Source organism: Vibrio sp. V33_P6A3T137, assembly GCF_009904835.1.
GTDB lineage: Bacteria > Pseudomonadota > Gammaproteobacteria > Enterobacterales > Vibrionaceae > Vibrio > Vibrio metschnikovii.
Map to the genome: position 1 here is coordinate 1 of NZ_WXWK01000056.1, position 20,224 is coordinate 20,224.

Genomic DNA, 20,224 nt, shown 5'->3' on the forward strand with positions numbered 1-20,224 from the left:
TGGAGGGGTTCCCGAGTGGCCAAAGGGAGCAGACTGTAAATCTGCCGGCTCCGCCTTCGATGGTTCGAATCCGTCCCCCTCCACCATATTCTCTCGCAAGAGAAATCCTTGATTGATGCGTTGGGAAAACGTCAGTTAAGTGACGTGATAACGAATACGTTATCCGTAAACCCCTTGGAGGGGTTCCCGAGTGGCTAAAGGGAGCAGACTGTAAATCTGCCGGCTCCGCCTTCGATGGTTCGAATCCGTCCCCCTCCACCATATCGATTAAGCCTGCTCAGAGAGCAGGCTTTTTTGTATCTTCAATCCATACTATCCCCTCTAGCAGGTAGACTTTCAGATAATAAAAAAGGCTTCACATTATTAAACGTGAAGCCAAACATCGAATCTTAAAACAGACTCAATCAGGATTATCGATCAATCACTATCACTCGCGTTTCGTAAGGACGGAGAACTTGATGTGCTAATACCGATTGCTGCTCAATACCGGCATAATTACCTAATAGATAACGAGCATTTTCTAATGGTAACTCATCCGGTAACACCCACTCTTCTTCTTGATCGTAGTAGTTATTGATACACAACAGGATTTGCTGATCATCTTGGCGTTGATACGCAAAGATAGCCGGATGTGACGGCAAGAGATCTCGATAATCACCATCGGTGATGACTGGTACGGTTTTACGTAATTCAATCAAACGTTGATAAAAGTAAAACACCGAATTTTTATCGGCCAGCGCTTGTTCAGCATTGATCTGTAGATAATTACTCGCCACTTCTAGCCAAGGCTGACCTTGGCTAAACCCAGCGTAGGCTTGACTGTTCCACTGCATCGGCGTGCGAGAATTATCACGAGATTTTTGCGCCAAAATCGCCAACATCTCTTGATCACTAACCCCTTGCTGATTAACCATAATGTCATACATATTAGTACTTTCCACATCGCGATACTGCTCAATGGAAGTGTAACCAGGGTTAGTCATGCCAATCTCTTCCCCTTGATAGACATAAGGAGTCCCTTGCATCATATGAATCGAGGCCGCCAACATTTTCGCTGATTCAACCCGATATTGGCTGTCATTGCCCAAACGGCTAACCACCCGCGGTTGATCGTGGTTACACCAAAATAGCGCTCCCCAGCCTTGACCATTTAACCCCGTCTGCCAATGATTGAAAATTTGCTTCAATTGCAGAAAATCAAACGGCGCTTTAGTCCACTTTTCACCATTGAAATAATCGGCTTTAAGGTGATGGAAATTAAATACCATCGACAGCTCTTTACCGTCTAACGAAGAATATTGCTGGCAATGCTCTAAAGTCGTTGATGACATTTCACCCACCGTTACGCTGCCATAACGCTGGAATACATCGCGGCTGATCTCTTGCAGGTACTCATGAACCCGTGGACCATCGGTATAAAAACGGCGACCATCCCCTTGTTGATCATTAGGAAAATCCTGCTGCTTAGAGATTAAATTAATCACATCTAAGCGAAAGCCATCAACGCCTTTTTCAGCCCAGAATGCAATCACATCTTTGACTTCTTGGCGAACCTGAGGGTTTTCCCAGTTTAAATCCGCCTGCTGCTCAGCAAATAGGTGGAGATAATATTGATTGGTCGCTTTATCGAGCGCCCACGCACTGCCGCCAAACTTTGATTGCCAATTATTGGGGACACCACCCTCGACCGGATCATGCCAAATATAGTAATCACGATAAGGACTATTTTTATCACCCAGAGCCGATTGAAACCATGCATGATCCGTGGAGGTATGGTTAACCACGATATCCATAATGATACGAATACCACGCTGATGCGCCTGTTCTAATAGCTGATCAAAGTCAGCCATGGTGCCAAAATCTGGGTTAATGGCATAATAATCGGCAATATCATAACCATTATCGATCATCGGCGATTGATAAACCGGCGTTAACCAGATGGCATCGATGCCTAATTTCTGCAAATAATCGAGCTTAGAAATAATACCCGGAATATCGCCAGTGCCTTTATTGCCACTATCGCAAAAGCTTTTCGGATAAATTTGATAGATGGTGGCGGTTTTCCACCATAACGGATCTTGATTAACTGCACTCATAACTTACTCACTTACCAAAATAATCAACAGAGTGACCAATCCGCCACTCTAAAAATGCTAGTTACGCTTTACTGACTTCTAATTCGCCTTTGGCTAACGCACGCTTGTACATCACTAAGGTCAAGGCAGCCGGAACGATAATCGCCACCACCATCGCGACTAAGAAAGTCAGCCAATATTGCGGTTGAATGGAGAGAATACCTGGCAAGCCACCAACGCCGATGCCATTAGCCATAACGCCAGCACTACCACAAATTGCCGCGGCCAGTGCACTACCAATCATCGCGCTCAACATTGGGAATTTATACTTGAGGTTAATACCGTACATCGCAGGTTCAGTCACACCAAGATAAGCGGAAATTGCCGCTGGCACTGAAATATCGCGTTCACCATGTTTCTTACTGATAATGATAATGCCAACCACAGCAGATGCTTGAGCAATATTAGAAAGAGCAATCAGTGGCCAAATCGGTGTACCACCGAGTTGCTGCATAAGTTGCAAATCAACCGCGTTAGTAGTGTGGTGAATCCCGGTGATCACCAGTGGCGCATAGAGGAAACCAAACACCATTGAGCCTAACACTGCAAAATCACCCGTCATCGCCGCTTTAGCCGCAAACGCTACCCCATCACCAATCACACGTCCAAATGGACCAATGAATGCATGGGCTAAAATCACCGCTAGAATAATCGATACAAAAGGAACAACGACTAAATACAAATAAGCAGGAATAATGCGTTTGAGATTGGTTTCAATAAAGGCTAACACCACCCCAGCAAGAATGGCAGGAATAACCTGAGCTTGGTAGCCGACTTTTTCAATCGCAAACCAGCCAAAATCCCACACTTCTGGTACTTGAGTACCAATCAGATAGGCGTTCATCAACTGTGGAGAAACCAAGGTTACCCCCAGAGTAATCCCCAAAATCGGTGTCCCACCGAGTTTCTTGACCGTCGACCAACACACCCCGACCGGTAAGAAGAAGAAAATCGCTTCACCAATTAACCATAAAAAGGCATGGACACTGGCCCAAAACTGGCTAATTTCAGTTAATGTTTGGCCATCAAACATCTTGATGTCGCCAATCACATTGCGGAAACCTAAAATCAAACCACCGGTGATGATCGCTGGTAATAGAGGGACAAAGATTTCAGCTAAATGGGAAATACCACGCTCTAACGCATTCATATTTTTACGCGCGGCAAGTTTGGCATCGTCTTTTGACGCTTCTGATTTACCCGTCAGTTGCAGCAAGATTTTATAAACCTCGTCAACCTCAGTACCAATCACTACTTGAAACTGCCCCGCATTAGTAAAGCAACCTTTGACCATACCAATGGTTTCAATCTGCTTAATGTCGGCTTTTTCAGTATCGTTTAATACAAAACGTAAGCGAGTTAAGCAGTGGCTGACACTGGCAATATTTTCATTACCGCCGATCAGCTCAATAAGACGTACCACGTCTTGTTTGACTATCTTACCCATACCCTTATCCACCCTATTTGGTTTTTACTTATAATAGTTGAACTTACTGTGGGAACAATCCCAAATCTGATTGAATAATGACACAATGAATGAAAAACCAAAATGGGAACAATCCCATTAATTGAAAGCGATCACAAACAATCGAATCATCAATAGTAAAAGAGATACGCAACATCCAAAGAATTTGCAGTGGTCGCTAGGTTAACAAAGGTCGTCGCGTTAAAAGAAAGTGGGGATAAAACACGTTAACTCCGACCATACAGAGTTAACGCAAAATGAAGAATAACCCACTGATAATTATGAGGAGTTTTCAGATCACCTAGAAAGCCCAACACTCATGGCGTTATCTAAAATAAGCGGGGGGTTGAGTTAAATGTACCGGTTCGGTTAACTCACCAGATAAGTGTTTAATGAGTAGCTCTGCGGCTTGCTTGCCAGCCTGACGATAACCCGGATCAACGCTATAGATGTTAGGAAATAAAAAAGACAGCAGCTCATTACCACCGACACCCGTTACAACAATGTCATCACGCTGCTGCTCTTGTAAGCGCTTGATTACGCCCAACGCCAAAGTATCGCTGGCACAGACAATGGCCTCAGTATGAGCATTTAAAACGTTATCAACCAACTGATAAGCGCTTTCATGGTGTAGCTCACCGGTTTCAAATCTGGCTTCGATACCCTGCTGTTGGCACCAATTCAGATAAGCTTGTAAGCGCATTAAACCGGTTGTTTTATCTTTTGGATTAACGCCAATAAACGCAATGTTGGTTAATCCTTTATGCTTAAGATGGGTTAAGGCTGCTTCAATTAAAGCTTGATGGTCGTAATTAATCGAAGAAATGGAATCATGATCCATGGCAACCAACACCGCTTTATCTTGCCACTCTGCTAATGACGTTAAATCAATATCGGTAAAACCAAAGACAATCACACCATCGACATTACGCTTTTCAAGTACGTTGAGATGCTCACGGGTTTTATCACGATTAAATTGGCTCTCCATGATCACCACATCATAACCGTGCGCATACAGCACCTGTAACATACTGCTGATCGAACGATTTTCTGATGGTGAATCTAAGCGGGAAATAATCACCCCCACCACTTTTTGACTGCCGCCACGCATCGACTGAGCGGACTTCGAAGGTACATAACCGCACTCGGCAATCACCTGCTCGACTCGTTGCCGAGTTTCAGGTTTTACTTTCGGATCATTGGTTAATACCCGAGATACCGTCGATTTACCGACACCTGAAAGGCGAGCAATGTCGGTTATGGTCAGTTTTTTAGCCATTAATCCTTTGCCACCAACGATTGAGCTGCCAAATAAGCAGGCACATCGGCAATACTCTCCAACACAACCTCAGCCAAGGCTTCACCTTGTGGAGTAATCGCTTTACCAGTACGCACTAAAATTTTCCGCCCAACGTCTGCCGCTTGAGCAGCCATCATATCTTCCGCTTTATCACCAATCATCACTGAGTTCGCCATGTCTATTTTTAGAAAGTCGCGTGCAGAAAGCAACATTCCCGGCTTAGGCTTACGACAATCACACTCTTGACGATAAGGCTCAACGCCATGTTCTGGATGATGTGGACAATAATAGATACCATCCAGCTCGACACCATGATCGACAAAGTTCCAATCCATCCATTGCGTTAAAGAGAGAAAGCGATCTTCACTAAACAATCTACGAGCTATCCCTGATTGGTTGGTCACCAGTACCAATAAGTAACCCATCTCTTTTAACTGCTTTGCCGCAGTGAAGACCCCTTCGATGAAATGAAAATCGTGCTCATCGTGCACATAACCATGATCGACATTAATCACACCATCACGATCCAAAAACACAGCAGGTTTCGCCAAAATATTGCTCTCTTAGGATGTATTTGCTAAGAATTATACTCAACTATACTCAAGATGCTACACGCAAAAGTATTGCATCACTGCCAGTAACGTCAGCACTTCAACTATTCCTTCCTTAATGAGTCGTTAAGTTGATTACTTTTATTTCACGGCAATTTAGACGTCCAGACGTAAAAATATCTATTGACTTAAAAAGCGAGAACTCATAGCATCAAATCAAAGGACAGTTCAGGTGTATGCGCCTATCTCGATACGGGTTTCGTTTATGATTCAACTTCATCAAGTTAATAAAGTCTTTCATCAGGGTGATAAAGCTATTCACGCTTTGAAAAACATTGATCTAGAGATTAGCCAAGGAACGATTTTTGGTGTCATCGGCGCATCGGGAGCGGGGAAAAGTACTCTTATCCGTTGCGTTAACCTATTAGAAAAACCGACCAGTGGACGTGTGATTGTTGATGGGATTGATTTAACTCAGTTAACCAATCAGCAATTAGGCCAAGCCAGACGCAATATTGGGATGATTTTCCAGCACTTTAATCTGCTTTCTTCCCGTACCGTGTTCGATAATATTGCTCTACCATTAGAGCTGGCTAATCATACCCATGAGCATATTGAGCACAAAGTTAGCGAGCTACTAACACTCGTCGGTTTAGCGGATAAACGTCATACCTATCCTGCCAATTTAAGTGGCGGCCAGAAGCAGCGTGTGGCGATTGCTCGCGCACTGGCTTGCGAACCCAAAGTGCTGTTATGTGATGAAGCCACCAGTGCGCTTGACCCGGCGACAACTCAATCGATTTTAGAGCTGCTGAAAGAAATTAACCGCAAACTGAATATCACAATTTTACTTATCACCCATGAAATGGATGTCGTGAAAAGCATTTGTCACCAAGTGGCGATCATCGGTGATGGCGAATTGGTGGAAAAAGGCACGGTAGGCGATATTTTCGCACATCCTAAAACCCAATTAGCCCATCAATTTATTCGCTCAACGTTAGATCTGTCTATTCCTGAAGATTATCAGGCTCGCTTACAACCGACTCGTGTGGCTGGAAGCTATCCGTTAGTGCGCTTGGAATTCACAGGAGCCACTGTTGACGCGCCATTAATGTCACAAATCGCCCGTAAATTTAATATTGATGTCAGTATCTTAAGCTCTGATCTCGATTACGCTGGCGGGGTGAAATTTGGCATGATGGTCGCAGAAATTTTCGGTGATGATGACAATGCTGCAGCGGCGATAGACTATCTTCGCGAGAATAATGTAAAAGTTGAGGTGCTTGGTTATGTCCTTTAATACGATTATCGACTGGATCGCTTTTAATGGTGATTTACTACTCAGCGCCACTTGGCAAACGATTTATATGGTGGCAGTCGCTGGCATTATTGGCTTCGCAATCGGCATTCCACTCGGGGTTATTTTACATACCACCAAACAAGGCGGGTTATTGGAAAATACCAAACTGAACCGTGTCCTTGGCGCTATCGTCAATATTGGCCGCTCGATTCCGTTTTTGGTGTTGATGGTCGCAATCATTCCGATCACCAAAATGCTGGTCGGTACTTTCATTGGCACCACTGCGGCAATTGTCCCTTTGACCATCGGTGCGATTCCTTTTGTTGCCCGTTTAATTGAAGGAGCATTAATTGAAGTGCCAAGCGGACTGGTTGAAGCGGCGCAAGCCATGGGCGCAACGCCTTTACAAATTATTCGTAAAGTCCTGTTACCAGAGGCTATGCCAACCATTTTAAACTCGGTAACCATCACCTTGGTGACCTTAGTCAGCTACTCAGCCATGGCAGGCACCGTGGGAGGCGGCGGTTTAGGTGATGTGGCGATTCGTTATGGCTTTCATCGCTACGACGTCACCATCATGACCGTCACCGTCATCATGCTCATTATTTTGGTACAAATTATTCAATCGGTTGGTGACCACTTAGTGCGCCGCGTTGATCATAGATAATAATGTTTATATAACAAGGAGATAATAATGAAGTTTTCACTTAAAGGTTTATTGGCGATTGCTGCCGCGGCTATTGTATTAACGGGATGCGGCGAAAAAGCGGTCGACATGAACAAAATCAAAGTTGGCGTGATTGCCGGTGCTGAAGAACAAGTGGCGGAAGTGGCGGCTCGCGTCGCGAAAGAGCGCTATAACCTTGAAGTCCAGCTGGTAACGTTTTCTGATTATGTTACCCCAAACGCTGCGCTTAACGATGGTTCGATTGATGCTAACGCATTTCAACATAAACCTTATTTAGATCGTCAAATTGCCGATCGTGGCTATAAGCTAGCGATTGTTGGTAACACTTTTGTTTATCCTATCGCTGGCTATTCAAAACAAATCACCACTCTTGATGAATTAGCTACTGGCTCACGAGTCGCGGTGCCCAATGACCCAACCAATTTAGGTCGCTCTTTATTGCTGCTACAACAACAAGGTTTAATCACCTTACGTGATGATATTGGTCTGCTTGCGACCGTGCGTGATATCACTGACAATCCGAAAAACCTGCGCATTATGGAACTGGACGCCGCTCAGCTACCTCGCGCTTTGGATGATGTCGCACTAGCCATCATTAACACCACTTACGCCAGCTCGATTAATCTTACCCCTGAAAAAGACGGTATTTTTGTCGAAGATAAAAACTCACCTTACGTGAACCTACTGGTTGCTCGTCAAGATAATGTTAATGCTGAGAACGTACAAAACTTCCTCAAAGCATATCAAACTGACGAAGTGTATAAAGCCGCCTCAGAAATTTTCCATGGTGGCGCAGTCAAAGGCTGGTAACTGACCAACACTACTGAAAATGCACGACAAAAAAGAGACCGCCACTGGCTGGTCTCTTTTTTATTAGCGGTCATCAGTCAATGCTCGCGATTAGGATCAAGCGACGGGCTCATTTTTCAAATGATCCCAAGAGAGATTAGAAACGATTTTGCAGTCATCGCATTTAAAATGGAAAATCTCATGGATAGGCTCATCCAGTAACCACGCGCCGCCACACTTAGGACAAGGACGAGCTTGCTCATCGGCTAAGCTCGTTCCACCCACTCGGTACTGATAGTAATAGGTCGGGATCTTGGTTAAATACTCGATACGTCCCCGTAAATCCCAACCACGACGAAACAGATCGCTATCAATATCACACAGCTCATGCAGCGCGGCGTGTTCAGCTTTGCAGCCTCCTGCCATCTGAATTTCATCACAAGCTTGCCATTCCGTTTGCCATTTGATCACCGCTTTATGGTCACCATTAAAGGTAGGCGGATTACGATACAAAGGAATAGGCAATAAGGTATCGCCGCTACGAAGTGGCGAGCAAGTATGCACATAAGTGGTGTATAGCACCTGCCAACTCGGTGGCTCGCAGTCTGCTGCTTGTTCTGAGTTAATATCACGGCCAAGCAAACGCACTTTAGGCGCCAGTAAACAAGCCTCCGATAAGCGATGCAAACAAGCTTTGACAAAATCTGAATAGTATTTCGGGTGCAAACTATCTTGCTCTGGGCACACGGCGCGCAAGAAAAACTCGCCATCACCAAGCACCAGCGGAAACTCTCTACCCAATACTTGACCGTTATAGCGCAAGGCATCCATCAAACCGTTGACCGCTTTATCTACCGCACTGATGGTCGTGTTATCAAAACATTCAAACTCAAGCTCTACTACATACATCGTTCTACACCGCTGGCTCAAGTTGGTTTAAAAAATCCGCCACATCGGCGCACAAGACTTCCCGCTCGTCGGTACCTAACGTTTCTCTAATCACATTCCCAGTGAGATTACAAATCGACACCACCGCCATTTCATCGTCTGTGGTCGCAATAAAAATGGTGGGCTTTTGTTTTAAACGCCGTTGCATCACCAAGTGGCCAAGAATATTTTCCTGTAAACGAAGATAATCGTCATCACTCCAGACTTGCAATAACGTCAGCGAGTGACCGCGCCACGTTGCCGGTAAATCTCCACTGTATTGGCTGCCATAAAATGGCGCAATATCACTATGTAAACTCAGCTCAATTCCCTGCTCCACCGCCTGTAAATCAGCACTCTGAGCACGTTCCACCGGCTGCCAATAAACGCTATTGTTACTTTGCTGCTCAATGCAAGGGGAAGGCATATGGCTTAACTCATCGCTACTAGGCAGATGATGATGTCTCTGTTGATAAGCTTGAAGATAACGTTGCGAGAAATCACGCAACGCGGCGGCGACCAAATGAGCCATAGGGTTCTCCATAACGAAACTGACGACAAACGCTAATGACAGCGTGAGCAGTATTGCGTAAAATTCTGATTATTCTAATCGATTTGATGATAAATGATGAGCAAATATTCTGATGCCAAAGAGCTATCTGGCTTAACCCTTGGCAAAGCCACTGCCTATGCCAGCCAATATGACCCAAGTTTGTTGCAGCCAGTGCCACGTAGCCTCAACCGCAACGATCTCGATCTTGGTGAGACACTCCCCTTTCAAGGCTGTGACATTTGGACTTTATATGAACTCTCTTGGTTAAGCAGTAAAGGCCTACCACAAGTGGCGATTGGTGAAGTGCGCATTCCAGCCACCAGCGCTAACTTAATTGAGTCTAAATCGTTCAAACTGTACTTAAACAGCTTCAATCAATCTCGTTTTCAAGACTGGCAAACGGTACAAACTCACTTGATAAACGATCTGTCGGCGTGCGCTGGTGAAAGCGTTGCAGTGCAGTTATTCCCACTTGCTCACTATACCAATCAACCGATTGTTTCGATGCAAGGTGAATGTATTGATCAGCAAGATATTGAAATCGATCACTATCAGTTTGATGCTACCTTATTGGAACAAGCGACGGAAACTGAAATCGTCACCGAAACTCTGCACAGCCACTTACTCAAATCAAACTGCTTGATCACCAATCAACCGGATTGGGGCAGTGTTGAAATCACCTATCACGGGCCGAAAATACAACGCGAAGCATTATTGCGTTATATTGTCTCATTCCGTGAGCATAATGAATTTCATGAGCAATGCGTTGAGCGAATTTTCCATGATTTGTGTCGTTACTGCCAGCCTAAACAGCTCACTGTATTGGCGCGTTACACACGTCGAGGCGGCTTAGACATCAATCCATTCCGCTCAACCGAACGACCTTCACCTGAGCATAATTTACGCATGGCTCGCCAATAAAAGGACGCCCATTATAATGCCCTCTTTCCGCTGGATACCTTACGTTTGCCTACTCCTACTGAGCATTTCTCCTTGGGTAAAAGCCGCCGTCTACGCTTTGCCGCAACTTAACGAAGCACACGGTTTATTGGAGATTTCTCCCATTCAGGCCAAAAATCTCGTCGAAGAGTATTTAGAGCAGCGTAAGCTGGCGGATAAAACCGAAAAAACACCGTCCAATATTAGTCGAGATGAAACCGATAGCCGCATTCGAACGCCAAGCAGTACCATTGATGCGCTAAAAATTTTAGCCACTGCTGAGTTTATCTTGGGTAATACACAAACGGCGTTTGATACGCTCGATGAAGCCAAACAGCTCGCGCAAGAGCATGATCTTCCTTATTTGGCGTTAGAGCTAGATATTATGACGATTCGTTTACAGTGGCGACACAATCACGATGCAGATGCTGCTCGTCAACAACTGCGCGAGATCACCAATCAGCACCCTCTCTTGCTCGAAGAACATCGCCTCTCTAAGCAGATTGATTACCATGTCACCATGCTCAGCGCAGAAATTGCGTCACAAAATAACGAGATAACTTTAGCTAATCAACTGTTTGCAGAAGCAAAACCTTATCTTGAATCATTGCAAGCCAAAAAACCCTTGATTGAATATCACGTGATCGTCGGAAAACACTATCTACACCATAAACTCTACAATTTAGCCTTATCTGAACTACTCACGGCTTATTGGGGGGCGATAGAAACCAATGCCAGCGCAGAATTAGCAAAAACCAATAATCTATTAGCGCAGTTGTTTTATGAACGTCGGGTACTGGATAAAGCTTTAGTTCATCTCTCTCAAGCCGCCGAGTTTTATGGTAACTATGAAAAATCGCCGATCCTTGTTTCTGTGCTTAAACGGATGGGGGATGTTTATTTTCAACAAGGTAAGTACAATTTAGCCTTGGTGCATTATTTTAATGTTATCGATCATGAAAGTAGTGAACTCAATCTAGCCAGTGTGATTGATGTTCGGTTAAGTTTATCCGCGACTTATCGGCAGCTCTATAACTATACGCTAGCCGAACAATATCTCAGCGTGGCGAAGGAACTCCTTCAATACACACCAAACCTACGCTTGCAAGCGCGAGCCGCCTTACTTAGTGCTCAGTTAGCCCTATCTCAGCAAAACAATAGACAAGTGATTGACTACGCCCAAGCGGCAATCAAGTTTAATGAAACGCTACACGACATGGAAATTGAAGAGCAAGCCTATCAACTTCTTTCCTTAGGTTATGAGCAAAAAGAGCAGTATTTACTCGCATTAGAATGGAGTAAAAAAAGCCACCAAATCACTCAACTTCGCCAAGCTCAGCTTAACCAAATTAGTGAAGATGCCTTTCGCCAGCAAAAAGAATTTGTTGAACAAACCCTGCATTTAGTTGGCCAAGAAAAAGCCCTACAAGCGACTCAACGTGAATACAGCAAATTTCAAAAAATCGCTTTTACGCTATTTTTAACCAGCATTGTATTGTTTCTCTACCTGATGCGTCGTGGTTATATTATCCAAAACCAACAAGACGAAATCGATGAGCTGAATAGCCATTTATTCACGCATTCTCGCTCTCGTTTACCCAACCTAAGAATGCTCAATGCGAAGTTACTCTCTTCTCTTCAACGCAGTAGCTATAATTACGAGCAGTGGTTAATTGGTGAATTGATTCATGAACCGTTAAATGATCGTCTGCGCTTCGCGATGATTGATCTCCCTTTCCTGCGCAGTATGTACTTACAACATGGCTATACGGCAGGTGTAGAGCTCGAACATGCTTTTGGGCGTTTTTTAACTGACCATCTTGAGGAGCCAGCCCGGCTCTATCATTTCTCGGATGCAAACTTACTGTACATTGAACCCAATATCGATAGAGATCGGCCACCAGAAGAGCTGTTTAATAAAGTCCAAGACTTAATCAATCAGTTCCAACCAGAGCGGCGTTTAAACCGAACCATTCGCTTAGGGATTGCCGATTATCCTTTTTTACCCAGAGCCTACACCGCCATTAATGATAAAGAATTATTGGATATTTTATTGATGGCTACAGGGGTCGCCAGAGAGCTGAGCCTAAAAGACAACACCAGCCATTGGGTCTATTTTAAGGCGATAGATAACGCCCCTGCGGCCAGTTTCGCCTCAAGTAACATCCGAAAATCGTGTCAACAAGCGATCAATCAAGGACTGATTAAGGTTCACTCATCTTATCGTGATGAAGAGCAGATTAAAAAGTTCTTAAAAGATGGATAAATGCTATGCGGTTAACAGATTGAGCTAATGACCTCCACTAATTATTTGTTATTATCGACAGATTGATAAATAGCGTCTCATCCTTGAGATAGTGTAAATTGGCCATTAAAGACTAGCTCAATTTTCCTGGTTTAGCCGTACTGGAGCGCATGTTGAAATCACAAACGTCGAACGATGAACATCAAACTCACCCTATGGATGTCCGAGTGAAACAGTGTGCAGAGACCCTGTTGTATCTACCGGGATTACCCATCAAACTGAAACGCGATGTTCAGCAATTGTTAAGCACCAATCACACCATCAATCAGCAAGATCAAGCGTTGCGTCTATTATATTTATACCAACGTGCGATGAAAATTTTTGCTCATAATCCTAATCTCGGGCATCAAGAAGCTCCCCATTGCGGCGATAAAGCACTCCTGACTCAGCTCAGTGATGAACTACAGCACCTGATCACCGAGCTGGATTTTGAAGGTGAGGCTGGAGATTTACTGACGGATATCCGCAGCAAGCTTCTGCTTGGGGTTAATAGCCAAGGATTACTTGAGCTGGCTTTGCAAGTGCTGAAATTAGTCATCGATGGTACTCAATATGAGCGTAAAAACTCGGAGAAATTCCTCGAACAAATCAATAGTTCATTATCGAAAAATCTGCAAAGCACCCGCGTTAATCTTGAGCAAAGCACCCATTATCAACAGCATCGCCAACATATGCATCAAGATCTCCTTCACCTCGTCAACCGCGGCCAGCATGCTTTATCATCTCAAGCCAACGAATCCAATAAGCCTGTAAGTGCGGTATTTAGTGAAATTGAAGCCTTATCCGAGCGTTTGATTCATGCTGAACAACGAGAACAAGTGCTGATTGAACGTATGCAATATACCCAGCACCAAATGGAAACCTTGCTAGAACTGACTCAAGATTATCGCCGTCGATTAGAAGATCAAGCGCAGCGACTACTGCAAGATCCACTGACCAAATTGTATAACCGCACTGCGTTTAATGATCGATTAGAATTAGAGTATCGGCGCTGGATTCGCACGCAGCATAATTTGCGTTTGGTGATTTTAGATATTGATGCTTTTAAAGCGATTAATGAAAGTTTTGGTTATCTTGCTGGGGATAAAGCGTTAAAAGTGATTGCTCGAACCATTCATAAAGAACTGGAAAAAACCGATACCGCCGCGCGTTTTTCAGGAGAAGAATTCATCTTACTGTTGCCAGAACGCGCCGATAATGAGTGCTATCAGGTTATACAAAAAATACAGCGTAATGTGGCTAGACTGCCTTTTAAATTTCGCGATAAACAGATCACCATCACTCTTAGTGCCGCTTCAACCCACTTTAAAGAAGCCGATACACCAGAAATTGTTCTTGAACGGTTGCATCGTTCCCTACAGGAGATGAAGCCTTATGGTCCTAATCAACTGGCTTGGAAATAAGCCACTAAACGAACAACATTTAACCATTTACCGTAAACTTAGTGACTCATTTCACATCTTGCGCCTAGCGATGTTTTCCAAAACCATGGTTACGCACAAGATTAATAAGCCATTTCAAACTGTTGAACCTAAACGAACTAAAATGGCATCCCGATACGACAGAGTGTTCCCCCCTAAGTCACCCATGTAAACTCTATCTCCATCAATAACGACTATGATTGAAAGAGTGCATTAATGACATAGGACCAATAGCACTTCTCCCACGATTGTTAAGGAGGTCAAGATGATCACTCAAGTTAGCCCAGCCGGCAGTATGGATCTACTGTCGCAACTTGAAGTAGAAAGACTCAAAAAAACCGCATCCAGTGATCTCTATCAGCTGTATCGCAATTGTAGTTTGGCAGTACTCAATTCCGGAAGCCATACCGATAACTCCAAAGAAATGCTCGAACAGTACAAAAACTTCGATATCACCGTACTGCGTCGTGAGCGGGGCATTAAACTCGAGCTCACCAATCCACCAGAGCAAGCGTTTGTCGACGGGCAAATCATCAAAGGGATTCAAGAACACCTGTTTGCTGTGCTGCGTGATATTGTTTACGTCAACATGCACTTATCTGAAAATCAAAGACTGAACCTAACCAATGCCAGCCACATCACTAACTTAGTATTCGGTATCTTACGCAATGCAGGCACTTTGGTGACAGGGGTAGAACCCAACCTTGTCGTCTGCTGGGGAGGGCATTCGATCAATGCGACCGAATATCAATATACCCGTGAAGTTGGCCATGAATTAGGGCTAAGAGAGCTCAATATCTGTACCGGATGTGGACCTGGTGCGATGGAAGGGCCAATGAAAGGGGCGGCTATCGGTCATGCTAAACAACGCTATCAGCAACAGCGCTACTTGGGCTTAACTGAGCCATCGATCATTGCTGCCGAGCCGCCAAACCCGATCGTCAATCAATTAGTGATTATGCCTGATATCGAAAAGCGTCTTGAAGCCTTTGCCCGAATGGCACACGGAATCATCATTTTCCCTGGAGGTCCAGGAACCGCAGAAGAACTGCTGTATATTCTCGGGATCATGATGCATCCTGATAATGCAGACCAACCAATGCCAATTGTATTGACGGGTCCAAAAGAGAGCGAAGCGTATTTCCGCTCAATCGATCAATTTATTGGTAGTACGCTGGGTGAAGAAGCCCGCAAACACTACACGATTGTGATTGATGATCCGGTTCAAGCGGCAAGAATTATGAAAGATGCCATGCCACTGGTTCGTCAGCATCGAAAAGATCACGACGATGCGTACAGTTATAACTGGTCATTAAAAATTGAACCGGAATTCCAACTGCCCTTTGATCCGACTCATGACAGCATGGCGAGCTTGGATTTACATCTTAATCAACGCCCAGAGGTGCTCGCTTCCAACTTACGCAAAGCTTTTTCTGGGATTGTTGCTGGTAATGTCAAAGCGGAAGGGATCCGCGAGATTGAGCGCAAAGGTCCGTTTACTCTGCATGGTGAACCAGCATTAATGAAAAAAATGGACCGATTACTCAACGACTTTGTCAATCAACACCGGATGAAGCTTCCTGGCTCAACCGCTTATGTGCCTTGCTATCGAATTAGCTCCTAGTGGCGCTCAGCAAGGATAGTAATCTGCTTTAATTTCATTACAATAAGGGCCTAACAGCCCTTATTTTTTTGGTGATTATGTCTATTCATCTTGTGATTATTGATGCGTTAAACCTGATCCGCAGAGTGCATTCCGCTCAACCCGATGAAAACGATATCGCCCGCACCGCTAATACCACCTGCCGCACCTTACAGCGTATTATTAATGAATCCGCTCCGACTCACATGATTGCGGTGTTTGATCATGCGTTGCAAGATCGTGGCTGGCGTGCCGAACTACTACCAAGCTATAAACAAGGACGTAAGCCGATGCCCACTAGCCTACATAATGGCTTGGAGCAAATTCAACAAGCATGGTGGGAGCTTGGTATCGATTCACTGCTTTCAGAAGGTGATGAAGCGGATGATTTAGTCGCAACCCTAGCCTGTAAAGTGGCCAGCCATGGTGAAAAAGTAACGATCATTTCCACTGATAAAGGCTATTGTCAGCTGTTGTCTCCGACCTTACAAATTCGTGATTATTTTCAACATCGCTGGCTAGATGCGCCATTTATCGAACAAGAATTTGGGGTAAAACCGAGCCAATTGACCGACTATTGGGGTCTAACGGGCATGAGTTCGAGCCAAGTACCTGGTGTCGCCGGTCTCGGCCCTAAAGCAGCTCAAGCGATCCTCTCTGAATTTACCGATATCGAACACGCTTATGCCAGTGACACCTTAGCCAGTAAATATCGGAAAAAACTCGATCAAGAGATTGAAATAGCAAGGATTTGCAAGCAAGTTGCCACCCTGAAAACTGACATTGAACTCGGTTTTAATTTACAGGATATCCGTTTTGAGCCCCAAAACTAGGCTCAAAACGAATCAACAAACAACAAACCGATTTAGTAGGGAGAAATGGTCGACAGTGACTGGATATGGACAGTGATCTCTTCTCGATCATGATAGAGATGCTTGGCTTGTAAGCGAAACTTAACTTTATTCTGTTTCAGAAAATCTTTCAGATTCTCAATATCTTGCAATACCTCATCGTAGCGGCCCTTCATCGGTAATTTGAGATTAAAGATCGCCTCTTTAGCCCAACCACTGATGATCCACTCCCCCATCAACTGAGCAACGCGCGCAGGCTTCTCAATCATATCGCAGACAATCCAAGTGACGTTCTTACGCGGCGGTTCAAACTTAAAACCATCTTCCATATGATGTTTAACCTGACCGGTGTCCATTAAGCTTTGTGCCATCATGCCATTATCCACGGCATGAACAAACATCGAACGCTTCACTAACTGATAAGTCCAACCACCAGGGCAAGCACCGAGATCCACCGCCCACATACCCGATGCCAAACGCGTATCCCATTCCGCACGAGGGATAAAGACATGAAAGGCTTCTTCTAATTTTAAGGTCGAGCGACTTGGCGCATCCGCTGGGAATTTTAAACGAGGGATACCCATAAAAAATGGCGAGTTATTATGGCTATACGAATAGCCTAAATAACAGTGTCCAGGAGCGGTAAAACAAACATGCAACACCGGTTTTTTAGTGCTCTCTTTAGCCAATAGTACCCCATGGCTACGCAGCGCTTGACGCAGCGGCACGGTAAATTTACGACAAAACTTAAGCAGTTCTTTTGCTTCGTTAGTGTCTGGTGTTTCAATGCGTAAATCACCACACTGTGGAAATGCTTGTTCCTGTTTAAAGTAACTCAAAATCGGTGAGATTCGGTCATCTTTCGGTAACTCAGTAAACTCAGCGGTCACTGCAAACATTTGTCGAGCAAAAATAAGTGTTTGAAAATCAATGCTTTTAATGAGTTTATCGGCATCTTCCGCTTGATAACACTCAAACAACACATAGCCCGTATTATTTTTAAGGCGAGGAAAACCATACACTTCAAGCTGTGTCGCTTTATCCTGAATTTCACCGGCGCACTCTTTTTCAAAGCCCGCACGACAGTACAGCATGACTTGTTTCACACTCTTACCTCTTTGATATTAATCGCGGCTAGAACGAACATGCACCAGCCTAATAAAAACAGCAGTCCACCAATGGGCGTTACGAAGCCTAACCACGACACTCCGGTCAACGCTAATAGGTAAAGACTACCGCTAAAACAAAAGATGCCGATGATAAAGCAAATCGCCGCACGACCAAAATAATTTCGCGACTTTTCCATTAACGGTAAACCAAGAGCTAAACCGCAAGCAATCATCGCCAGACCATGCATAAATTGATAATGAGCAGCAGTTTGAAAAATCGTTAAGGCATATTCCGTCAGTTGAGCTTTTAAACCATGAGCGGCAAACGCTCCTAAGGCGACCGAAATACCACAGACTAGCCCCCCCACAATCAGTGTTAGTGATTGACTACTTTTCATCATAAACCTCACCAATAAACTGCGCCAAAGATTCAATTGCCCAAGCAAGGTTATCTTCTAAGCGGTAACCCGAGGATTTTCTTGGTGCAAAACTATGATCGCCATCCGGAAGATACTGCACTGAAACCGAACGACTTAGTGGAAACTGTTCGACTTCCGCCTGTGAGCCGAAAGTATCACGCTGCCCTTGTAATATCAGGCATGGCTTGCTCAGTGAGGCTAAATGCTCCCCTTTGTAGCGTTCGGGTTTACCCGGTGGATGAAAAGGAAAACCGAGACAGGCGATAGCGCGGACCTGTGGGTGTTCAGCCAATAAAGACGCCATACGCCCCCCCATCGATTTACCGCCAATCACCAGTGGTTGATTGGCGAACTGTTCAATCACTTGCGTGTAAGCTTCGAGTAACTTAGGCGCGCGATCCGGCGGACGACGTTTGCCATCTTGCTGACGTTTAACCATATAAGGAAAATCAAAACGCACCACGCGAATCCCTTTAGCGGCCAAACCCTTGGCAATCGTCTGCATGAATGGATGGGTTTTATCCGCTCCTGCCCCATGGGCAAAAATAAATGTCGCCGCTAAAGTCGATGATTGACCACAGCTCGGCTCATCGATAATCACTGATTCATAAGGGGTTATGGCTTGCGTCATCCAATATTACCTCTTGTTCTTTACGCGCTTTTTTCAACATCCAATCTCGAAAAGTCGCAATTCGTCCCATGTCCGCTTGCTTCTCATGACAAACAACATAAAACGCATTTTTGGTCATCAACACTTCATCAAATGGGGCGACTAAACGTCCAGCATCTAATTCCGGTTGCGCTAATACGTTATTGCCTAACGCGACGCCTTGTCCATGAGCGGCAGCCTGCAACACCATGGTTGAATGACTAAAAATAGGCCCTTGGTTAACATTCAGCGAATCTAAACCATTTTCTTTAGCAAACTGCTTCCAATCCTTGCGTGACGTATCATGCAATAATGTATGTCGTGCTAAATCACTTAAGGTGACTAAAGGCTTCGGACCGACTAACAGCGCAGGTGAGCAAAGCGGGATCAAAAACTCTTGGTACAATTTATCCGCCCGCAGGCCAGGCCAATTACCTCGACCATAGTAAATCGCCACATCAACATCATCGGTGAGTGATCCTTCTTCCATATCCACCGCTTTGATACGCACATCAATGTCAGGTTGTTGCTGATTAAAATCCGCCAGGCGAGGCACCAACCATTGAATAGCAAAACTGGGCGGCAGACTGATGGTCAATGCGCCTTTTTCACTTCGCTCAAGTAATTTGTCAGTGGCTTCCGCCAACGCACTAAAAATATCCTTAATATCGAGAAAATAGCCTTGTCCTTCTTCCGTCAGTAACAATGAACGATTACGGCGACGAAATAACTTAAGGCCAAGGAATTCTTCTAACGCCTTGATTTGGTGGCTAACCGCCGCTTGAGTCACAAATAACTCTTCCGCCGCTCGGGTAAAACTTAAATGACGTGCAGCCGCTTCAAAGACTTTTAATGAATTGAGCGGTGGTAATCTTCTGGACATAGGGACACTCTAAAACCGATTAGTTTTTTTTATGTGAAACATTATAAATTGTCCGTTGCTAACCAGCCAGAGAAAATCTATATTGCACCCCGTAACGCAAGCCTGAACGGCTTGATTCTTTTTGAATCAATTGGTTTGCTGTTGCGATGTTGTGTTTGCAAACTCGTTTTTCGAGTTCGGTAGTTTCTACCACCCTGTTTTGTACAGTTATCCCCTGTAACAAAACAAATACTTCCTGTATTTATTTTTTGACCTGTCTGTCAAATATTTAGCACCGCCTTTTGGCGGTGTTTTTTTA

Annotated in this window: 17 protein-coding genes, 2 tRNA genes and 1 pseudogene; 10 read left to right on the plus strand and 10 right to left on the minus strand. The window is 44.6% G+C overall.

Features of this window, described 5'->3' with window-relative positions; all coding sequences use genetic code 11:
* Position 1 precedes the first annotated feature (1 nt).
* Positions 2 to 86, plus strand: a tRNA-Tyr gene (locus CAG60_RS05185).
* Between the two features lie 90 nt (positions 87 to 176).
* A tRNA-Tyr gene (locus CAG60_RS05190) sits at positions 177 to 261 on the plus strand.
* 149 nt (positions 262 to 410) lie between these two features.
* On the opposite strand, the gene treC is transcribed toward CAG60_RS05190, so the two are convergent.
* The 4 genes from treC to gmhB form a co-directional block, all read right to left on the minus strand.
* The gene (gene treC / locus CAG60_RS05195) at positions 411 to 2,096 is read right to left on the minus strand and encodes an alpha,alpha-phosphotrehalase (RefSeq protein ID WP_161438443.1); all 1,686 of its coding nucleotides are present in this window, start codon (positions 2,094 to 2,096) and stop codon (positions 411 to 413) included.
* 61 nt (positions 2,097 to 2,157) lie between these two features.
* Entirely contained in the window at positions 2,158 to 3,582 is a 1,425-nt protein-coding gene (treB, locus tag CAG60_RS05200; protein WP_154168774.1) for a PTS trehalose transporter subunit IIBC, read from the minus strand.
* 343 nt (positions 3,583 to 3,925) lie between these two features.
* Entirely contained in the window at positions 3,926 to 4,879 is a 954-nt protein-coding gene (gene treR / locus CAG60_RS05205) for a trehalose operon repressor TreR (protein ID WP_004395736.1), read from the minus strand.
* Positions 4,879 to 5,451, minus strand: a complete 573-nt coding sequence (gene gmhB / locus CAG60_RS05210; protein ID WP_161438444.1) for a D-glycero-beta-D-manno-heptose 1,7-bisphosphate 7-phosphatase — start codon at positions 5,449 to 5,451, stop codon at positions 4,879 to 4,881. The genes treR and gmhB overlap by 1 nt, the downstream gene beginning before the upstream one ends.
* A 265-nt stretch (positions 5,452 to 5,716) precedes the next feature.
* On the opposite strand from gmhB, the gene metN reads away from it, so the two are divergent.
* The 3 genes from metN to CAG60_RS05225 are packed head-to-tail and all read left to right on the plus strand — an operon-like array spanning position 5,717 to position 8,249.
* A complete protein-coding gene (metN, locus tag CAG60_RS05215; protein WP_161438445.1) occupies positions 5,717 to 6,751 on the plus strand; it encodes a methionine ABC transporter ATP-binding protein MetN in 1,035 nt (344 codons plus the stop codon).
* On the plus strand, positions 6,741 to 7,418 hold the full coding sequence (locus CAG60_RS05220; protein ID WP_004395739.1) for a methionine ABC transporter permease: 678 nt from the start codon (positions 6,741 to 6,743) through the stop codon (positions 7,416 to 7,418). The genes metN and CAG60_RS05220 overlap by 11 nt, the downstream gene beginning before the upstream one ends.
* Before the next feature lie 27 nt (positions 7,419 to 7,445).
* Positions 7,446 to 8,249, plus strand: a complete 804-nt coding sequence (locus tag CAG60_RS05225) for a MetQ/NlpA family lipoprotein (RefSeq protein WP_158138065.1) — start codon at positions 7,446 to 7,448, stop codon at positions 8,247 to 8,249.
* 96 nt (positions 8,250 to 8,345) lie between these two features.
* Here the strand turns inward: CAG60_RS05225 and CAG60_RS05230 are convergent, their stop codons facing one another.
* Together CAG60_RS05230 and syd are read right to left on the minus strand one after the other, a co-directional pair.
* Positions 8,346 to 9,137: a Zn-ribbon-containing protein gene (locus CAG60_RS05230; protein WP_161438446.1), complete on the minus strand. Its 792-nt coding sequence runs from the start codon at positions 9,135 to 9,137 to the stop codon at positions 8,346 to 8,348.
* A 4-nt stretch (positions 9,138 to 9,141) separates the two neighbouring features.
* Positions 9,142 to 9,687, minus strand: coding sequence for a SecY-interacting protein (syd, locus tag CAG60_RS05235; protein WP_154168784.1), 546 nt, complete (start codon positions 9,685 to 9,687; stop codon positions 9,142 to 9,144).
* Positions 9,688 to 9,783: 96 nt separating this feature from the next.
* On the opposite strand from syd, the gene queF reads away from it, so the two are divergent.
* From queF to xni, 5 genes and pseudogenes are all read left to right on the plus strand, one after another.
* Positions 9,784 to 10,629, plus strand: a complete 846-nt coding sequence (queF, locus tag CAG60_RS05240; protein WP_161438456.1) for an NADPH-dependent 7-cyano-7-deazaguanine reductase QueF — start codon at positions 9,784 to 9,786, stop codon at positions 10,627 to 10,629.
* A 16-nt stretch (positions 10,630 to 10,645) separates the two neighbouring features.
* Positions 10,646 to 12,913 (plus strand): tetratricopeptide repeat protein, encoded by a 2,268-nt coding sequence (locus CAG60_RS05245; protein WP_161438447.1) that lies wholly within the window; start codon positions 10,646 to 10,648, stop codon positions 12,911 to 12,913.
* Positions 12,914 to 13,038: 125 nt separating this feature from the next.
* Positions 13,039 to 14,355: pseudogene (locus CAG60_RS05250) on the plus strand (diguanylate cyclase domain-containing protein); the annotation flags it as partial.
* Positions 14,356 to 14,638: 283 nt separating this feature from the next.
* Positions 14,639 to 15,997, plus strand: a complete 1,359-nt coding sequence (ppnN, locus tag CAG60_RS05255; RefSeq protein ID WP_072668673.1) for a nucleotide 5'-monophosphate nucleosidase PpnN — start codon at positions 14,639 to 14,641, stop codon at positions 15,995 to 15,997.
* Positions 15,998 to 16,074: 77 nt separating this feature from the next.
* Positions 16,075 to 16,848: a flap endonuclease Xni gene (xni, locus tag CAG60_RS05260; RefSeq protein ID WP_161438449.1), complete on the plus strand. Its 774-nt coding sequence runs from the start codon at positions 16,075 to 16,077 to the stop codon at positions 16,846 to 16,848.
* A 32-nt stretch (positions 16,849 to 16,880) separates the two neighbouring features.
* Here xni and rlmM read toward each other — a convergent pair whose 3' ends face one another.
* From rlmM to CAG60_RS05280, 4 genes are read right to left on the minus strand one after another with little or no spacing between them, the layout of a single operon-like run.
* Complete coding sequence (rlmM, locus tag CAG60_RS05265; RefSeq protein ID WP_161426465.1) at positions 16,881 to 17,972, minus strand: 23S rRNA (cytidine(2498)-2'-O)-methyltransferase RlmM; 1,092 nt, start codon at positions 17,970 to 17,972, stop codon at positions 16,881 to 16,883.
* A complete protein-coding gene (locus CAG60_RS05270; RefSeq protein ID WP_154170687.1) occupies positions 17,969 to 18,373 on the minus strand; it encodes a DUF423 domain-containing protein in 405 nt (134 codons plus the stop codon). Before CAG60_RS05270 ends, rlmM begins: the two co-directional genes overlap by 4 nt.
* On the minus strand, positions 18,363 to 19,025 hold the full coding sequence (locus CAG60_RS05275; RefSeq protein ID WP_161438450.1) for an alpha/beta fold hydrolase: 663 nt from the start codon (positions 19,023 to 19,025) through the stop codon (positions 18,363 to 18,365). Before CAG60_RS05275 ends, CAG60_RS05270 begins: the two co-directional genes overlap by 11 nt.
* Positions 19,000 to 19,926, minus strand: a complete 927-nt coding sequence (locus CAG60_RS05280) for a transcriptional regulator GcvA (protein WP_154168794.1) — start codon at positions 19,924 to 19,926, stop codon at positions 19,000 to 19,002. Before CAG60_RS05280 ends, CAG60_RS05275 begins: the two co-directional genes overlap by 26 nt.
* Positions 19,927 to 20,224: the final 298 nt, after the last annotated feature.